Source organism: Embleya sp. NPDC055664, from assembly GCF_053618075.1.
In genome coordinates, this window is sequence record NZ_JBSHGZ010000009.1 from 252,794 (window position 1) to 269,516 (window position 16,723).

A 16,723-nucleotide genomic window follows, 5' to 3' on the forward strand; every position below is an offset into this window, starting at 1 on the left:
GGGTCGACGGGTCGAGCGGCCGGCGGGGTCAGCCGGTCGGGTCGGTGGCGGATTTGTTCGACGGGTCCGTGTACAGCGTCGGTGTCGCGTCGGTGCCCTTGGGGGTGGGGACCGGCGACTCCGAGGGCACGGGGACGGGCGATACCGCCGGGGGCGACGGGGTCGGGTCGTCCTGGATCAGCGCCGCCGCGAGTGTCGCGGTGCCGCCGAGGACCAGGCACGCGGCAGCGCCCAACAGGGCCATCCGGCGGCGGCGCATACGGTCGCCGCGGCGCCGGATCGTGGCGAAGGGCGCGGGTGTGGCCTGCCGACTCCCGTCCACGGCGACCTCCAGCAGCGCCGTGCGCAACGGATCCGGCTGCGGGAGGGACGGGACGGGCGGGTTCGACGACTCATGAGGCTCCGGCACCGGGGGACTCCTCTGCGTACGGGTCGGGCAGGAGGTGGGCGAGGGCCACACGTCCGCGCACCAGGTGGGTCTTGACGGTGCTGCACGCCATGCCGGTCTCGGCGGCGATCTGCTCCACCGTCAGGTCGCAGACGTAGTGCAGGGTCATCACCCGGCGCTGCTTCGGGGTCAACTCCCGCAGCGCCGAGACCAGTACGACCATGCCGGGTTCGGGCCCAGGCGCCTGGAGGGGTGCGCCGTGCCGCCGCCACGCGTCGTCGGTGCGCCGTCTACCGCGCCAACGGCTCACCGCCAGCCGCCAGGCGACCACCCGGATCCATGCCTCCGGATTGCCGTGCCGGTCGAGTTGTCCGCGTCTGCTCCACGCCTTGACGAACGCCTCCTGGACCACGTCCTGGGCCTCGTGCCGATCGCCGAGCATCAGGTAGAGCTGACCGGTGAGTCGGCCGACGGCGGCCGCGTAGAACTCTTCGAACTCCTCGACGGTCAACGACTCCCCCGGCTCTGTTTCGGACTCGGCGGATATACGCCCGCGGACCAAGTTTCGGTCGACGCGTACAGCCGGGGAAATCGGGTGACCTGCACCACAGCGTCTCCCGGGGCGGGTCAGGCCGGCGCCGTCGCCGTTCCCGGGCGGCGGTCGAGGAGCCGGCCGAGCGCGCCGTGTCGCGGGGATACGAGCAGCGAGACGACGAAGCCGGCCGCCGCCACGAGGGCGATGGTCGCGCCCGCGGCCACGTCGTAGTGCCGGGAGAGTTCCAGGCCGGTGACCGCGCTGCCGACGCCGAGCAGGCCGGCCAGTACTGCGGTGCGGCGCAGCGAGTCGGTCCACAGCCGGGCGGTCGCCGCCGGTGCCACGAGCAGGGCCAGGGTGAGCATGACGCCCACCGCCGGGGTGAGCACCACCACGACCGCCTGCACGATCAGCAGGAGCAGCAGGTCGAGGGCGAGGGCCGGGTGTCCGGCGGCCCGCATCCCGTCGTGGTCGAAGGCGGCGAAGCCGAGTTCGCGGCCGAACATCGCGAGCAGCGCCAGGATCACCGTTCCGACGGCGGCCGTGACGGCCAGGTCGTGGGTGTCGATGGTGACGATGGAACCGACCAGGAAGGCCGACAGTTTGCGATCGCTCGCGGGTCCGGCCGCGACCAGGACGGCGCCCAGGGCGAAGCCCGCCGCGAGGACCACGCCGATCGCACCCGACGCGGTCCGGCCCGGGCGCCGGGTCAGCGCGAGGACCGCGACGGAGAGCAGTACGCCGAACGCGGTGCCGCCGAGGTAGATGTCGATGCCGAGGATCGAGGCGAGGACCACGCCGGGGAAGGTGGCGTGGGTCGTCGCCATGGCGTGGAACGCGAGTCTGCGCAGCACGACCTGGACACCGACGACGCCGGCCAGGAGGCCGACCATGACCGCCTCGGCGTAGGCGCGGTGGGTGTAGGTGTCGAACCAGGTCATCGGGGGCTCCGGAAGCGGGCGGGGCGCAGTCGGGCCGCGCCGCACGCGCCGAGGGCGAGCAGGTACCCGGCAACGAGGGTGAGCACGACGGTGGGGGCGGCGGGCAGGGCGACGTCGTGGTCGACGGAGGCGGTGTAGCTGATGGTCAGGCCGAGGTAGCCGCACCCCACGGCGGCGGCCGAGCCGATCAGCGCGAGGTGGGCCGGGCGGCGGCCCAGGGTGCGCCCGATGGCCGCCGGGAGCACGAGCAGGGCCAGGATCAGCGCGGTGCCGACGGTGCGGACCGCGGCGACCACGGTCAGCGCGACGATCAGGTTCAGCGCCAGGTCCAGCGCGCCGACCCGGTGGCCGGCGGCTCGGGCCGCTTCGGGGTCGAAGGCGCGCAGCACGAGTTCGCGGCCCAGTACGGCGAGCGCGGCCAGGCAGAGCACGGCCACCACGGCGGTTTCGGTGATCTGCGCGCGGGAGGTGTACAGGACCTGGCCGAACAGGAACGTCTCGAGGTCGGCGGAGTAGGAGTGGCTGCGGGAGACGACCAGGACGCCGATGGAGAACATCGCGGTCAGCACGATGGCGAGCGCGGTGTCGTCGCCGGTGCGGCGGTGGCGGGTGAGCAGGGTCAGGGCGCAGGCGGTGACGCCGGCCGCGATCAGCGCGCCGGCGAGGATGCCGGTCGCGCCCCGGAGGGCGAAGCCGATCACCACGCCGGGGAAGACGGTGTGGGTGAGCGCGTCGGCGACGAATTCGAGGCGGCGCAGCGCGACGAACGTGCCGACGGTGCCGCAGAGTACGCCCAGGATGGTCAGTTCGATCAGGGCCCGGGTCAGGTAGGGGACGCGGAAGGGTTCCAGGAGCAGTGCGGTGTCCACGGCCGGTCAGCCCCGGGTGACGACGAGTCGGCCGGCGTCGAGGTCGACCACCTGTCCGCCGTAGCAGGCACGCAACAGGTCGGGGGTGAGCGCCAGTTCGGTCCGGTCGAAGGCGATCTGCCGGCGGTTGACCAGGCAGGTCTGTTCGCACAGACACTGGACCGGCCCGAGGTCGTGGGTGCTCACCAGTACGGCCGTGCCGGTGCTCTTGGCCCGGGTGAGGGCGGTGATCAGCGCGTCCTGGCTGACCGCGTCGACGCCGTTGAAGGGTTCGTCCAGGAGCAGAATCGGCGGGTCCGGGGACAACGCGCGGGCCAGCAGCACCCGCTGACGCTGCCCGCCGGACAGCGTGCCGAAGCGGGCGCCGGCGCGGTCGGCGAGGCCGACCCGGGCCAGCGCTTCGTCGACGGCCGCCCGGTCCTGCCGGCCGGGTCGGCGCCATCTGCCGATCAGCCGCAGCCGGCCCATCATCACCACCTGGCGGGCGGTGACCGGGAATTCGGGGTCCAGACTCGCGGCCTGCGGTACGTAGCCGACCCGGGCGCGCGCGTCGGCCGGGCGGCGGCCGGTCACGGTCACCGTGCCCGCGATCACCGGGACCAGGCCGAGCACGGACTTGATCAGGGTGCTCTTGCCGCCGCCGTTGGGGCCGATCAGGGCCACCGCCTCGCCGGCGCGGACCCGGCCGTCGACGCCTTCCAGGACGGGCGCGCGGTGGTAGGCCATGGTCGCGTCGGTGAAGCGGATCGGGTCGGGGGCGGGGGCGGTCATGGCCGGGCCCACGGCGCGGCGACAACGATCGTGGTGGTGGCGCTGCGGTCGGTCATCGTCACCCTCGCAGCGCGGCGACGATGGTGTCGGTGTTGTGCTTCTCCGCGCCGAGGTAGGTCTCGCCGGCCGAGCCGGGGGCGCCGAGCGAGTCGGCGTAGAGCGAGTCGTCGCCGTCGACGATCTTGACGCCGGCCTCTCGCGCGATGGTCGCGGCGGTCTTGGGCGGCAGCGCGCTCTCGGCGAACACGGCCTTGGCGCCGGTGGCCTTGATCTTGCCGACGATCTCCTCGATCCGGCTGCCGGAGAGTTCGGCCTGGTCGTCGAAGCCGGGGATGATCGAGCCGACGAACTCCAGCCGGTAGCGGTCGACGTAGTAGCCCAACGCGTCGTGGTTGGTGACCAGCTTACGATCGGCCGCGGGGATGCCGTCGATCCTGGCCCGGGTGTCCGCGTCGAGCGCGTCGAGCTTGGCGGTGTAGGCCGCGAGGTTGTTCTCGTACACCTTGGCGTTCGCCGCGTCGGCGGTGCTCAGGGCGCGGCCGATGTTGGCCACCATCACCTTGGCGTTGCTCGGGTCGTGCCAGATGTGCGGGTCGAACTCCTCGCCGTCGGTGCCGGGTTCGCCCTTGCGCAGCCGTACGCCGGTGGAGGAGTCGACCACCTTTCCGGTGAAGCCGGCCGCCTGGACCGCCTTGGGCAGCCACGCCTTCTCCATGTCCACGCCGTTCTCGACGACGAGCTTGGCGCCGCGGATGGCGTTCAGGTCGGCGGGGGTGGCCTCGTACTCGTGTGCGCTCGCGTTGGCCTTGATCAACTGGGTCACCTCGACCCGGTCGCCGCCGACGTTGCGGACGAAGTCCGCGACCTGCGTGGTGGTCGCCACGACCTTGACCTTGGGCCCCGAACCGGCGGCGGGTGCGCCGGCGTTGGCCACCGGGGCGGCCTCGGTCCGCTTGCCGTCCTTGGCGTCCTTGTCGTCGGAACCGCACGCGGCGAGGGCGCCGGTGCTCAGGACGCCGGCGGCGAGGGCGGCGCCGGCGCGGACGGATATACGCATGGGATGTCTCCAGGCAGGGGTGGGTCCACGTCGATCGGCGGGTGCCGCATCGACGTCTCGATAATGAAAACCATAATCATCTAGCGGGAAGGTGTCCAGGCCGGGGGTATGAGGGCACGGTCGGTCGAATCGGGGCGCCCCGTGTCTCCCGGCACGCGCGTGCCGAGAGACACGGGGCAGGGATCAACGCCCGGGGATCACACCGGTCGGGTCGTGGCCGGCGCCCGAGACACCCGGGACACCCGGGCTCCCCTCGGGTTCGGCCCGGGCGCCGGGTGGGTCGCCGACCACGGGGTCGGCAACCGGGGGCGGGGTCTTGGTGGTTGGAGTCTTGGCGGTTGGGGTCTTGGCCGGCGGCGGCTCCGGGGCCGGGGCACCGGCCGCCGCGCGGGCGGCCTCGGCCCGAACCAGGGCGCTCATCAGCAGGTAGACGTCGAAGGGCATGGCGGAATCTCCCGTGTTCGCGGGCTGCGGAATCGGATCGGCACGCCGGCCCGGCCGATCGCCCACTGCGGCGACGTCGGGGCGGCGGTGCCCGCTCAGCAGCGCAGGACCACGGTCCGCGCGGGTGTCGCCGGCCCCACCATCGGGTTCGACCCGGTACGGGCGGCCGGCACATCCGGGTCGGCGGGTCGAAGTCCGGGCCTGCCGACCGACGTTGCGCTCGACGCGGAGACGGACGGGGGCCGCGGCCGGAGGCCGGGCGGGGTACAGCCGGTCGGATCCCCCGGACCGGGCCGACCGCCCGAGTCCTCCGCCGGCGTGTCCTCGGCGTCGACCGGGGCCGTGTACCGGGTGGTGCCGGCGGCACACCGATCCGGATCCCACCCACCCACGCGCACTCCGGCACCGGCGCCGTGCGCCGCGTGCAACAGGGCCACCAGCGCGACGAGTACGACCACCAGGCGCACGCCGTGCCGCGACACAGCACCACCGGCCGTGACGCGCGCCATCGTGACCTCCTTCGGAACCGCCCTCCGAGAGAACCTCCGATTCCGGCCACGGGCACGCCGGCAAGGCCGAGAACCCCGAAATTTCACCCGATCCGGCGAACCCTTTCGGCCGCCCCGAAGCGGCGAGCACATCCCGGCTCCTCGGGGCGCCGGCGCTCCGGTAAACGGATGAATCCTCCTAATGGACTACTCATCCGCTTTGCCGATAACGTCGCGCGCATGGACGACACGGCCTCTCCTCATCGCCCCACGCGGCGCAAGGACGCGACCCGCAACCGGCGGCGCATCATGGACGCCGCGCGGGTGCTCGTGCGCGGGGGCAGGCCGCCGCAGCTGAACGCGGTCGCCCTGGCCGCCGATGTCGGTGTCGGCACCGTCTACCGGCACTTCCCCACCCCCGAGGCGCTGCTGGAGGCACTGGCCGCCGACCGCTTCGCCGTGCTCGTCCGGCAGGCCCGCGAGGCAGCCGGACTGCCCGACCCGCAGAAGGCGTTGCGCGCCTTCCTCGGCGACGCGCTGGACGCCTACATACAGGACGAGGCCTTCGCCGCCGCGGCCTCCGACCCCGGCGCGGCCACTCCGGAGACGCTGGACCTTCGGGGCCAACTGCTGCGCGCCACCGGCGACTTGCTCGCCCGTGCCGCCGACGCCGAGGTGCTGCGCCCGCCGCTGGGGCCCGCCGACCTGCTGCTCCTGCTCTACGGTCTCGGCTTCGCCGTCCGCCACTCCCCCGACCGCGACGATCCGGAGCTGGCCGCCCGCTACCTCGACGCCCTGCTGACCGGAATACTGGTCCGGCCGCCGGCGGACGCACCCGGACCGGCGTCGTAGCCGACACCCGCGCGCGAGACCCGACGCGGTCCGAGGTCGGCCCGACACGACACCGGATCACCCGAAGCAGGCGGGCTCGCGGCCTATCGTGGCGGTGTGCACAAAACGCCTGTTCCGGGCCGGCGCGCGCTGGTACTCGGCATCGTCGCGGCGGCGGCCGGTTGCTCGTCGTCGGGAAGTCGGCACACCGAACCGACCCCCTCGGGCACCCCGCCGAGCCCGACCGCGAGCCCGAGTTCCACCGCGACCGGCACCCCGCCGGCCACCCCTCCCGCACTGCCCGCGGCCACCGCCTGGGCACCCAACCCCGGCGACGTGCAACCCCACGTCAAACAGCGGGCGGTCACCCTGGTGTCCGCGCTCGGCGCCTGGCCGCCCGGCGAACAGGGGATCGCCGCCGCGCGGGCCCGGATCGCCGCGCTGGGATACGCCCCGACCCTCGCCGACCAGGCCGGGCCACTGCTCGCGGACGCGCCGGAGGCCGTCATCGAGGTGGTCGCAGCCCAGTACGGCGGCATCCTCGACAACACCGCCAGTGTCCTGGTCGTCTGCCGCTCGTGGATCCGCGGCGCGGAAGGCACCACGGTGGCCGACGGCGTGACCGTCGACGTACGACTGAGCCGGGCCGAGCCCGACTGGACGGTCACCGCCCTGCACCCCTCGACGCCGGGAACGGCCGCCGCCACCCCCTCCGCCCAGGAGACCCGCGTCCTGGCCGACCCGCGCATCACGCTGCCGCCCGCCGCGGCCGCCGACCTGCGCGCCGGCACCATCCACACATCCGTACTGACCGCGCTGGAAACGCTCGCCGAACAGCACACCGTCGACGTGAGCATCCTGCGCTCCGGGCACCCGATCGACGTCTTCGGCACCACGCGCCCCAGCGACCATCCCGTCGGCCGCGCGGTGGACGTGTGGCGCGTCGACGGCCGGGCGATCGTGGATCCGGCCACCCCACGATCCCTGGTCGAGAGCTTCATGCGCGCGGGCGCGGCGGCCGGCTCGTACAACGTCGGCGGCCCGTACCGACTCTCCGGCGCGACCTTCTTCAGCGACGACACCCACCACGACCACGTCCACCTCGGATTCCGCACCTGAACCCCTCGCCCGCACGCCCACCACGCCCGCCGGCGAGGCAGAATCGAAGTGGCGCCCGATTCGTTGGCTTTTCACCCGCTTGAGCGCTTCCCTCGGGCCATCCACGAGGCCCGCCGCCAGGTCCCCCCACAAGGGAGGAATCGATGACCAGGACCAGCGCCGGCACCCGATTCGGCACCGACCGCGGCCTGGTGGGCCGCATGCTCGCCACCATGTTCCTGCTCGGCCTGCTCTACGTCGTCTTCGTGGGCACGCTCGTGGTCGTCCTGGGCCGGGCCTGGCCGATCGCGGTCGTCCTGATCGGCGGCGTGTTCGTCGCCCAGTTCTGGTTCAGCGACAAACTCGCCGCGTTCGCGATGGGCGCCCGCGAGGTCACCCCCGAGGAGCAGCCGGAACTGCACGGCGCGGTGGACCGGCTCTGCGCGCTCGCCGACATGCCCAAGCCGCGCGTGGCGGTCGCCGACTCCGACGTGCCCAACGCGTTCGCCACCGGCCGCAACCGGAAGAACACGGTCGTGTGCACCACCACCGGGCTGCTCCGCCGCCTGGAGCCCGCCGAGTTGGAGGGCGTACTCGCGCACGAGCTGTCGCACGTCGCGCACAAGGACGTCGCGGTGATGACCATCGCGTCCTTCCTCGGCGTCCTGGCCGGGCTGCTCACCCGCGTCGGTGTGCAGTTCGGACTCTTCGGCGGGATGCGCCGCGACCAGAACACGGCGGTCCTGATGCTGGTGGTGACCGCGGTGAGCGTGGCCGTGTACGCGCTGAGCTTCGTACTGATCCGGACCCTGTCGCGCTACCGCGAGCTGTGCGCGGACCGCTCGGCGGCGCTGCTCACCGGACGGCCCTCCGTACTCGCCTCCGCATTGACCAAGATCAGCGGCACCATGGCCCGGATCCCGACCCGGGACCTGCGCCGGGCCGAGCCGTTCAACGCGTTCTTCTTCGCACCGGCGATCGCCTCCAAGGAGAGCCTGGCCAACCTGTTCGCGACCCACCCGACCCTGGAACGGCGGCTGGAGCAGTTGGCGCGGATCAGCGCCGAACTCGGCGGTGCCGCCTGATGGGGTTGTTCGACTCGCTCTTCGGCCGGAGCAGGGCGGTCAAGCCCGATCTCGACCAGCTGTTCGGCCTGCCCTCGGCGGCGATCACGCTGGAGGCGGCGGTCGGCTTCCGGCCCACCGGAGCCGGGTCGGTGTGCTTCGCCACGGTCGAGGGCGGCACGTTCGACCGGGTGCTGCGCGACCTGGACGAGCTGCTCGACGGGGTGCGGAGCAGCCGGGACGACTACGGGTACACCTGGCTGCTCGCCGAGCGGCCGCCGGAGGACACGGGCTCGCTGGTGACCGACCTGCACGCGATCAACTCGGCGCTGGAGGACGGCGGTTTCGGTCCGCAACTGCTCTGCTCCCTGGCCGCTTTCGGGCATCCCGACGGCCGCCGGCTCGCCCTGGTCTACCTGTACAAGCGAGGCACCTTCTATCCGTTCGCCCCGGTGCCGGGCGGGCACGAGAAGCGAGACAGCGCGTTGGAGCTGCAGGTGGGCGCGGCGGTCACCGACGATCTGCGGCTCGAATCCGATCTGTCCCGGTGGTTCCCGGTGTGGGGCGCCCCGGGGCTGTGAGCGGTGCAGGCCGCTCGGGTCCGTGCCGGGTACATCCGGACCGGGTCGTGATCCCCCATCGGTGCTCGGGCGGCGTATTATAGCTCTGAAACCACAAGCTGCCGCCACACCGGGCTCCCGAGCCGCGACCACCACCTCGTGCTCGTCCGACCGGCGGCTCTTCGTGTCGACGCGCGACCCCGAGGGCGACACGGAGACCGGCTCCCGGTGTGCGCAGCGACACCGGCCGTCGGTTCTCGCGCACCCGCGGTCGGGCGGACGTGTGTGGAGGAGCCATGAGGAGCATCGGCGAATCGACGACCGTGGATCCCGAGGTGTTGCACTGCGCGATGTTCGGTGTGCGGTTCCCGGCCCGCCCGGCGGCGCTGAGCGCGGCGGCCACGATCAACGGAGCCGCGGTCTGGGTGGCTCGGGCCTTGGCGGCCCTGCCGGAGCGCGCGTACGAAGGACCCAATCAGGTCTGCATGGCCCTGTGCGGTCGGCACGCGGGCCTGGATCCGGGTTTGTGAGGGCACCGGACCGGGCTCACCGCCGGATCGCCTCACCGCCGGATCGCCTCACCGCCGGATCGTCGACGGGGCCTCCACCTCCAGATACCGCCGACCACCCCTGCCCCGGTACTCCAACACCACCCAGCCCAGCTCGCCCAGGACCCGCGCGCACCCGTGCAGCGCCCGCTCCGCCTCGTGAGCGGCGCCGCTGCCACGCGGGCCGGGCCATTCGACCCGGACCACCCGGGGGTGGTCGCCGGCGGTGACGCAGTATCCGGTGGCGGTCCGCTGTCCGCGCTCGTCCAGGGCGGAGGGCGGTACGCCGGCGGCCTCCAGGGCCAGCGCGACGGCACGCACCATCCGCACCCACTCCCACTCGGCCGGCGTCGCGCGCGGGTCGCCGGCGCCGCTGTTCACCACGTCGCGAATCCGCAGCAGCGCCTCGAACGCGTCCCGCACGGCCGCCGCGCGCTCCGGCGTGCCCGCCACCGGTACGGTTTCCGCGCCGGTGGCCGGCTCGAAGCCCGCCGCCTCGGGCGATTCCCGGCCGGTCACCGTCGATCCCCCACCACGGCCGTCACAACCATCCGCGTTCGACCGCGTAGCGGGCCGCGGCGTGCCGGCTCGGGGCGCCCACCTTGATCATCGCCGAGGACAGGTAGTTCCGTACCGTCCCGGCGGCAAGGTGCACCCGGCCGGCGATGTCGCGCACGCTCAACCCCTCCCGGGTCAGCCGCAACACCTCCAACTCGCGCTCGGACAACGGGCAGTCCAGTACCAGCGCCGCCGCCGCGATCTCCGGATCCACGTGTCGGTGTCCCGCGTGCACGTCGCGAATCACCTGGGCCAGATGCGCGGCCGGCCGCGACTTGGGCACGAATCCGCGTACGCCCACCCGCAGTGCGCGGGTGAGCACGCCGGGGCGGGCGTGTCGGGTGACCAGCACGATCCGGGTGTCGGGGCGCCCGGCCAGGATGCGGCCGGCCGCCTCCAGACCGTCGGGGCCGCCGGGCATCTCCAGGTCCATCACCACCACGTCGGGCACGTGCCGGGCGGCCTCGGCGATCGCGGCCGTCCCGTCGGCGGCTTGGGCGACCACGGTCAGGTCCGGCTCCAACTCCAGGAGTTGGCCCAGCGCGCCGCGCAACATCGCCTCGTCCTCGACCAGCACCAGGCGGATCACGCGGGGGCCTCCGTACGGTCGGCGACATCGAGTCGGGCCACCACCTCGAAGACGCCAAGGCCGGCCGAGGCGCGCAACTCGCCGCCGTGGCCGCGCAGCCGGGCGTCCAGGCCGGCCAGGCCGGTGCCGCCGGGACGCTTGCCCTGCGTCGCGCCGTCGTTGCGGATGGTGAGCCTGCGGCCGTCGGCGGACACGTCGATCGAGGCGGTGGTGGCTGCCGAATGCCGCAGGATGTTGGTCGTGGCCTCCCGCACCACCAGGCCGAACAGCGTGCCGGCCCGGTCCGGCAGCGGTGGTGGGCTCGCGTAGCGGCACTCGATCCCGGCGGCCGTCAACACCGCCGCCGCGTTGGCCAGTTCGGCGGCGAAGGACACCTCGCGGTAGCCGTGTACCAGGTCCCGGGTGTCGGTCACCGCCTCGCGGGCCAACGCCTCCACCTCGCCCATCTGCGCGGCGGCGGCCGATGGATCCATCTCGACCAGCCGCCGGGCGAGTTCGCTCTTGACCGCGATCAGGGTCAGCGTATGGCCCTGGATGTCGTGCAGGTCCGCGGCGAACCGCAACCGTTCGTTGGCCACGGCCAACTCGCCCGCGATCCGGCGCGCGTCGTCGAGTTCGACGAACTGACGCCAGACCCAATCGTTGATCACGCAGGTCACCGCCACGCTGGTGGCGATGACGAGGGCGCCGATCGTCTGATCCGGAGCCTCCCTCGGCGACGGCCCGAAGAGTATCGGCAGCGCCGCCATCACCAGCAGGCCCGCGGCCAGGACCCGCCACCGACGGCCGCGCGCGTACATCGTCAGCAGTCCCACGGCGGTGGCGAGCGGCATGGGCCACGGGAATATCGCGTCGTGGGCCAGCGCCGCCGCGGAGACTCCGAGGGCCACCGCGCAGGTCACCGTCAGGAGGCCGCGCGGCGGCGTGCCGGCCCAGTGCCGGGCGGTGGCGAACAACAGTCCGCAACAGCCGGTCGCGGCCAGGGCCAACGGCCACCCGTTGTCGCCGTGGACCGCCTCGACCACCGCGAGCACCGCGGGGATGCCGGGGACCAGCACCACGCCGGACAGCAGCGACCACGCGGTGAAACGGCGTGCCCGTCGCATCGTGGAGGAGACCATGTGCCCAGCGTAGGTGTGCGGCCGGGGCTCGCTTCCGGTGATCGGTCATCGGCGGGCATGACATTTGTCAGCCGGGGAGCGGACACCGGGCCACTACCGAGCGCGGATGGCCGGGCACACGCTGGGGTCATGGATGCGACGATGATCGAAGTACGCGGACTGCGTTGTTCATACGGCACCTTCGAGGCCGTCTCCGGCATCGACCTCGACGTGCGGCGGGGCGAGGTGTACGCCCTGCTGGGCACCAACGGGGCGGGGAAGACCACCACGCTGGAGACCCTGGAGGGCCACCGCCGGCCGACCTCGGGGTCGGTGCGGGTGCTCGGCGGCGATCCGCGCTCGACGGCGGTGCGGTTGCGGACCGGGATGATGCTTCAGGAGTCGGGGTTCGCGGCCGAGTTGACACCGATCGAGACGCTGCGGCTGTGGGGGCGGGTCGCCCGGCGCGAGGACGACGACGAGGCGTTGATCGACCGGCTCGGGCTGACCCGGCGGCGCGACGTCCGGGTGGACCGGTTGTCCGGCGGCGAGCGGCGGCGGCTCGACCTGGCGATGGCGGTGTACGGGCGGCCGGAACTGCTGTTTCTCGACGAACCGACCGCCGGGCTTGATCCGCAGACGCGCGATCTCCTGTGGGACCTGCTGCGCGAGTTGTCGGCGGGCGGCACCACGGTGGTGCTGACCACGCACTACCTGGAGGAGGCGAGCACGCTGGCCGACCGGATCGCGATCATGCGCGAGGGTCGGATCGCGGTCGAGGGCACCCTGGCCGAACTGCTCGCCCCGTACCCCGCGCGGATCTCCTTCGACCTCCCCGACGGACCGGCCGCGACCGATCTGCCGCTCGCGGTGGACGTGGCCGGCAGTCGGGGAGATCGGGTCACCGTGACCACCGACGAACCGGAGCGTGCCATGGCGACGCTGCTCGCCTGGGCGGACGGGCGCGGCGTGCGGCTGCGCGGCCTGGTGACCCGGCCGGCGACGCTGGACGACGTCTTCCGGGCCGTCGCGGGCCACGCGTCGACTGGGGCAGCGGCGTGAAGGGCACCGCGTGGCGGGCCGTGGCCGCCGCCGAACTGCGCATCATGCTGCGCAACAAGGCGGTCGCGGCCACGGTGGTACTGGTGCCGCTGTTCGTCGCGTTCACCGCGCTGGCCTCGCCGACGCCGGACACGGTCGCGCATTCCGTGTTGTTCATGCTGCTGATCGGGGTGCACGCGACACTCGCCACCACGCTCGCGGCCCGGCGCAAGGACCTGTTCCTCAAACGTCTGCGCAGCGGCGCGGACCCCGACGCGTCGGTCATCGTCGGACTGGTGCTGCCGGCGATCCTGGTCACGTGCGGCCAAATCGTGGTGTTGGTGGCCGTGTTGTCGCACACCCGTCTGTCCGCGCCCGACAACCCGGCGCTGCTCGTCCTGGCGATCGTGAGCGGGGCGCTGATGTGTACGGGGGTCGCGATGGCCACCTCGGCGTTCACCGCGTCGGCGGAGCAGGCGCAGATCACCACGATGCCGTTCCTGGTCCTCGCCATCGGCGGCAGCCTGCTGGTCCAGGACCGTGCCCCGGAAAACCTGCAATGGCTCGGCTACCTGGTCCCCGGCGACGGCGTGGTGGACCTCGCGACCGGGGCCTGGGAAGGGATGGGCGTGGGCGCCGCGTTCCTGGCGCTGGCGTCGGTGACCGCCTGGACGCTGATCGGCGCGGTGCTCGGCATCCGGCTGTTTCGCTGGGAGCCCCGGCACTGAGCAGAGCATGCCGGGGCACCGAGCGGGCCCGGCATCGGGCGGGACCGGCACCGAGCGGAACCGGGCGCCGAAGACGATCTCGGCGCCCGGGCCGCCGGGCTCAGGCCCCGCAGTGCCCAGGGATCCGCCGAGGTGGCGATCAGTCCTCCGGTGCAGGACACCGCCGTCCTGCACCTGGCTTTGCACGCCACCCCGTAGCCCACGATCGCCGGCCCACACGATCGCCGATGGCCAGTCGGCGAGGGGAGGACGGCGCTCGACCGGGCGTTCCAATCGCCCACTCCGCTCCCACAACTAGCCAGAATGTGCCGATTGTTCGGCCTTCGTTGCCGCAGAACCGTTCCGCTGTGAGGGTGTTCCTCGCTCGGGCGACGAACCCGGCGCGCCGGCGATCGGTTTCGTCGTCGCGGCCCGTCTTCCACCCGAGGAGCCTCGATGCAGCGCAGAACACTGACGGTCGGGTCGGTCCTGACCCTGCTGGCCGGCCTGGTAATCGGCACCACCACACCCTCGAACGCGACCCCGCCACCGAACTCCCCCGTCGCCGCCCGCGCCGCCGCGATCGACGCGGCCGACCGCGCCGTCTCCGGCGACTCGGGCAACCTCGCCAAGGCACCCGGCGAGCGGTACCGGCGGGGCATGGTGACACCCTGGCTCGACAACCTCTACTCGATCGCCTATACCCGCACCTATCGCGACCTGCCCGTGGTCGGCGGCGACGCCGCCGTGTTGGCCGACGGCACCGGCCGGGTCCGGGCCGTGGAGACCGCCGACGGCCCGCGCATCGACGTACCGACCGAGCCGACCGTGCCCGCCGCGACGGCCGAGGCGAGCGCTCGTGCCCGGCTGACCGCGGTGGAGCGGGTCGACGCGCCCCGCCTGGTGGTGCAACTCGGGCCCGATACCGCCCACTTGGCCTGGGAGACGGTAGTGGCCGGCCGGGTCGGGAACACGCCCGGCAGGCTGCACGTCTTCGTCGACGCCCGATCCGGTGCGGTGCTCGACGCCGCGACCTTCGACGACGTACGCGCCGGCACCGGGCACAGCAAGTGGAACGGCCCGAACCCGATCACCATCACCACCGCCTCCAGCGGTTCCACCTACTTCATGCAGGACCTGACCCGCCCCGGCCTGAGCTGCGCCAAGTACAACGCCGGAGTGTTGACCAAGACCATCGACGACTGGGGCAACGGGGACCCGACCACGATCGAGACCGGCTGTGTCGACTCGATGTGGGCGGTGCAGAAGGAATGGGACATGCTCCGCGACTGGCTGGGCCGCAACGGACACAACGGCAACGGTCGCACGCTCCCGGTCGTGGTCGGTCTTCCCGACGTCAACGCCTACTCCGACGGCTCCAAGGTGTTCATCGGCCACGACGTCAGGGGCCGGTGGCTCGGCGCGATGGACATCGTGGGCCACGAATACGGGCATCTCGTCGACGCGGCCACCCCGGGCTACCCGTTCAAGGAGTACGGCCTCAGCGAGGGCACCGGCGACATCTTCGGCGCGCTCACCGAGTTCTACGCCAACGAACCGGCGCCGTTCGACACCCCGGACTACACCGTCGCCGAGATGGTCGACATGGGCGGCGGCCAACCGCTGCGCTACATGTACAACCCGTCGCTGACCGGCGACCCGAACTGCTACTCCTCGACGCTGCCGCCGGACGAGCACCGGGCGTCCGGCCCGCTGAACCACTGGTTCTACCTGCTTGCCGAGGGCTCCAACCCCGGCGGCGGCAAGCCCAACAGTCCGACCTGCAACAGCTCCACGGTCACCGGCGTGGGCATCAAGATGGCCGGCAAGGTCTTCTACGGCGGCCTCCTGAGCCGGCCGGCGGGCACCAACTACCGAAAGCTGCGCATGATCACCGTCCGCGCGGCCAAGCTCCTCGACCCGACCTGCGTCACCTGGAAGGCGACCAGGGACGCGTGGAGCGCGGTCAACATCCCGATGCAACCGGCCGAACCCACCTGTCCCTGACCCCCTTGCGACGGCCTGGCCCCGGACCCCGCCGGGGCCCGGCCGTCGCGTCCGCAACAGGCCCGAAGCGGCGGCCATTTCGCCAGTATTTGCTGGCCTCGCCGGATCCCTTCGCGCGGCCCTTGTGTCCGTGTGAGTGTTTCGCTCGCTCGGGCACGAACCCCGGCCTGCACGGTCGATCGCGGCGCTCACGAGGCGCGCGGTCCAAGCCGGATTCGTGGTCGAGGTCTGCCTTCCCACTCGAGGAGCCTCGATGAATCGAAGAATGACCACGGCCGGAACCGTTCTGGCCATGCTCACCGGCCTCACCGTGGGCGTGGCGGCCCAGCCGGCGTCAGCCGACCCGCCGCAGCCCAGCTCGCAGGAACTGGCGGTCTCCGCCGCCGACCGTGCCGTCTCCAGCGGCCTCGACACCCTCGCCAAGGGTCCCGACGAGCAGTACCAGCGCCAAGCCGTCACCCCGTGGATCAACGACCTGTTCTCGGTCGCGTACCAGCGCACCTACCGCGGCCTGCCGGTCGTCGGCGGGGACGCCGTGGTGATGGCCGACGGCAAGGGCCGGGTACGGGCGACCCAGTCGTCCACCGACGCCCGAATCTCCGTACCGACCCAGCCCACCGTCGCGGCCGGCGCGGCCGAGGCCACGTCCAGGACCAAGCTGGCGAGCGTGGACCGGGTCGACTCGCACCGCCTGGTCGTCCGGGTCAAGGACGGCAAGAGCGCGCTGGCCTGGGAAACCGTGCTGATCGGCCGGACCGCGACCGCGCCCAGCCGGCTGCACGTGTTCGTGGACGCGAGCACGGGCACAGTGCTCGACACGACCGACGACGTCAAGGCCGGCAGCGGCAACAGCCAGTGGAACGGCCCCAACCCGCTCACGATCGACACCACCAACTCCGGTGGTACGTACTCCCTGCGCGACCCGAACCGGCCGGGCCTGACCTGCGCCGACTACTCGACCGGCCAGGTCTTCTCCAAGTCCTCGGACTCGTGGGGCAACGGCCAGGCGTCGAGCAAGGAAACCGGCTGCGTCGACGTCTTCTGGGCGGCGCAGAAGGAATGGAACATGCTGCGCGACTGGCTCGGTCGCAACGGGCACAACGGGACCGGTGGCAGTTGGCCGGTCA

General features: G+C 72.7%; 19 protein-coding genes and 1 pseudogene. 9 read left to right on the plus strand and 11 right to left on the minus strand.

Annotated features, from left to right (window positions below; all coding sequences use genetic code 11):
• Positions 1-28: 28 nt before the first annotated feature.
• From ACWGR4_RS18680 to ACWGR4_RS18715, 8 genes are all read right to left on the minus strand, one after another.
• Positions 29-409: a hypothetical protein gene (locus ACWGR4_RS18680; protein WP_380011582.1), complete on the minus strand. Its 381-nt coding sequence runs from the start codon at positions 407-409 to the stop codon at positions 29-31.
• The gene (locus tag ACWGR4_RS18685) at positions 393-899 is read right to left on the minus strand and encodes a SigE family RNA polymerase sigma factor (RefSeq protein WP_452133254.1); all 507 of its coding nucleotides are present in this window, start codon (positions 897-899) and stop codon (positions 393-395) included. The genes ACWGR4_RS18680 and ACWGR4_RS18685 overlap by 17 nt, the downstream gene beginning before the upstream one ends.
• Before the next feature lie 116 nt (positions 900-1,015).
• A complete protein-coding gene (locus tag ACWGR4_RS18690; RefSeq protein ID WP_452133253.1) occupies positions 1,016-1,864 on the minus strand; it encodes a metal ABC transporter permease in 849 nt (282 codons plus the stop codon).
• Entirely contained in the window at positions 1,861-2,733 is an 873-nt protein-coding gene (locus ACWGR4_RS18695; protein ID WP_452133252.1) for a metal ABC transporter permease, read from the minus strand. The genes ACWGR4_RS18690 and ACWGR4_RS18695 overlap by 4 nt, the downstream gene beginning before the upstream one ends.
• 6 nt (positions 2,734-2,739) lie before the next feature.
• Entirely contained in the window at positions 2,740-3,504 is a 765-nt protein-coding gene (locus ACWGR4_RS18700; protein WP_380011593.1) for a metal ABC transporter ATP-binding protein, read from the minus strand.
• A 58-nt stretch (positions 3,505-3,562) separates the two neighbouring features.
• Positions 3,563-4,561: a metal ABC transporter substrate-binding protein gene (locus ACWGR4_RS18705; RefSeq protein ID WP_452133251.1), complete on the minus strand. Its 999-nt coding sequence runs from the start codon at positions 4,559-4,561 to the stop codon at positions 3,563-3,565.
• 183 nt (positions 4,562-4,744) lie between these two features.
• Positions 4,745-5,005 carry a hypothetical protein gene (locus ACWGR4_RS18710; protein WP_380011599.1) on the minus strand — a complete coding sequence of 87 codons (261 nt, stop codon included), beginning with the start codon at positions 5,003-5,005 and terminating at the stop codon, positions 4,745-4,747.
• A 95-nt stretch (positions 5,006-5,100) separates the two neighbouring features.
• On the minus strand, positions 5,101-5,514 hold the full coding sequence (locus ACWGR4_RS18715) for a hypothetical protein (RefSeq protein ID WP_380011602.1): 414 nt from the start codon (positions 5,512-5,514) through the stop codon (positions 5,101-5,103).
• A 219-nt stretch (positions 5,515-5,733) separates the two neighbouring features.
• On the opposite strand from ACWGR4_RS18715, the gene ACWGR4_RS18720 reads away from it, so the two are divergent.
• The 5 genes from ACWGR4_RS18720 to ACWGR4_RS18740 all read left to right on the plus strand — a co-directional run bounded on the left by ACWGR4_RS18720 (position 5,734) and on the right by ACWGR4_RS18740 (position 9,576).
• A complete protein-coding gene (locus ACWGR4_RS18720) occupies positions 5,734-6,345 on the plus strand; it encodes a TetR/AcrR family transcriptional regulator (RefSeq protein ID WP_452133750.1) in 612 nt (203 codons plus the stop codon).
• Between the two features lie 96 nt (positions 6,346-6,441).
• Complete coding sequence (locus ACWGR4_RS18725) at positions 6,442-7,443, plus strand: hypothetical protein (RefSeq protein ID WP_452133751.1); 1,002 nt, start codon at positions 6,442-6,444, stop codon at positions 7,441-7,443.
• Between the two features lie 143 nt (positions 7,444-7,586).
• Complete coding sequence (gene htpX, locus ACWGR4_RS18730) at positions 7,587-8,507, plus strand: zinc metalloprotease HtpX (protein ID WP_380011611.1); 921 nt, start codon at positions 7,587-7,589, stop codon at positions 8,505-8,507.
• Positions 8,507-9,067 carry a PspA-associated protein PspAB gene (gene pspAB / locus ACWGR4_RS18735; RefSeq protein ID WP_380011614.1) on the plus strand — a complete coding sequence of 187 codons (561 nt, stop codon included), beginning with the start codon at positions 8,507-8,509 and terminating at the stop codon, positions 9,065-9,067. Before htpX ends, pspAB begins: the two co-directional genes overlap by 1 nt.
• Positions 9,068-9,342: 275 nt before the next feature.
• Positions 9,343-9,576 (plus strand): DUF2795 domain-containing protein, encoded by a 234-nt coding sequence (locus ACWGR4_RS18740; RefSeq protein WP_380011617.1) that lies wholly within the window; start codon positions 9,343-9,345, stop codon positions 9,574-9,576.
• Positions 9,577-9,624: 48 nt separating this feature from the next.
• On the opposite strand, the gene ACWGR4_RS18745 is transcribed toward ACWGR4_RS18740, so the two are convergent.
• The 3 genes from ACWGR4_RS18745 to ACWGR4_RS18755 are packed head-to-tail and all read right to left on the minus strand — an operon-like array spanning position 9,625 to position 11,862.
• Positions 9,625-10,113 (minus strand): hypothetical protein, encoded by a 489-nt coding sequence (locus tag ACWGR4_RS18745; RefSeq protein ID WP_452133752.1) that lies wholly within the window; start codon positions 10,111-10,113, stop codon positions 9,625-9,627.
• Between the two features lie 22 nt (positions 10,114-10,135).
• Positions 10,136-10,741 carry a response regulator transcription factor gene (locus ACWGR4_RS18750; protein ID WP_380011623.1) on the minus strand — a complete coding sequence of 202 codons (606 nt, stop codon included), beginning with the start codon at positions 10,739-10,741 and terminating at the stop codon, positions 10,136-10,138.
• On the minus strand, positions 10,738-11,862 hold the full coding sequence (locus ACWGR4_RS18755) for a sensor histidine kinase (RefSeq protein WP_452133753.1): 1,125 nt from the start codon (positions 11,860-11,862) through the stop codon (positions 10,738-10,740). The genes ACWGR4_RS18750 and ACWGR4_RS18755 overlap by 4 nt, the downstream gene beginning before the upstream one ends.
• A 129-nt stretch (positions 11,863-11,991) precedes the next feature.
• Here ACWGR4_RS18755 and ACWGR4_RS18760 point away from each other — a divergent pair, with 129 nt between their 5' ends.
• The 4 genes and pseudogenes from ACWGR4_RS18760 to ACWGR4_RS18775 form a co-directional block, all read left to right on the plus strand.
• Positions 11,992-12,903: an ABC transporter ATP-binding protein gene (locus tag ACWGR4_RS18760; protein ID WP_452133754.1), complete on the plus strand. Its 912-nt coding sequence runs from the start codon at positions 11,992-11,994 to the stop codon at positions 12,901-12,903.
• The gene (locus ACWGR4_RS18765) at positions 12,900-13,610 is read left to right on the plus strand and encodes an ABC transporter permease (protein WP_380011632.1); all 711 of its coding nucleotides are present in this window, start codon (positions 12,900-12,902) and stop codon (positions 13,608-13,610) included. Before ACWGR4_RS18760 ends, ACWGR4_RS18765 begins: the two co-directional genes overlap by 4 nt.
• A 435-nt stretch (positions 13,611-14,045) precedes the next feature.
• On the plus strand, positions 14,046-15,596 hold the full coding sequence (locus tag ACWGR4_RS18770; protein WP_452133755.1) for a M4 family metallopeptidase: 1,551 nt from the start codon (positions 14,046-14,048) through the stop codon (positions 15,594-15,596).
• Positions 15,597-15,849: 253 nt separating this feature from the next.
• Positions 15,850-16,723: pseudogene (locus ACWGR4_RS18775) on the plus strand (peptidase M28); the annotation flags it as partial.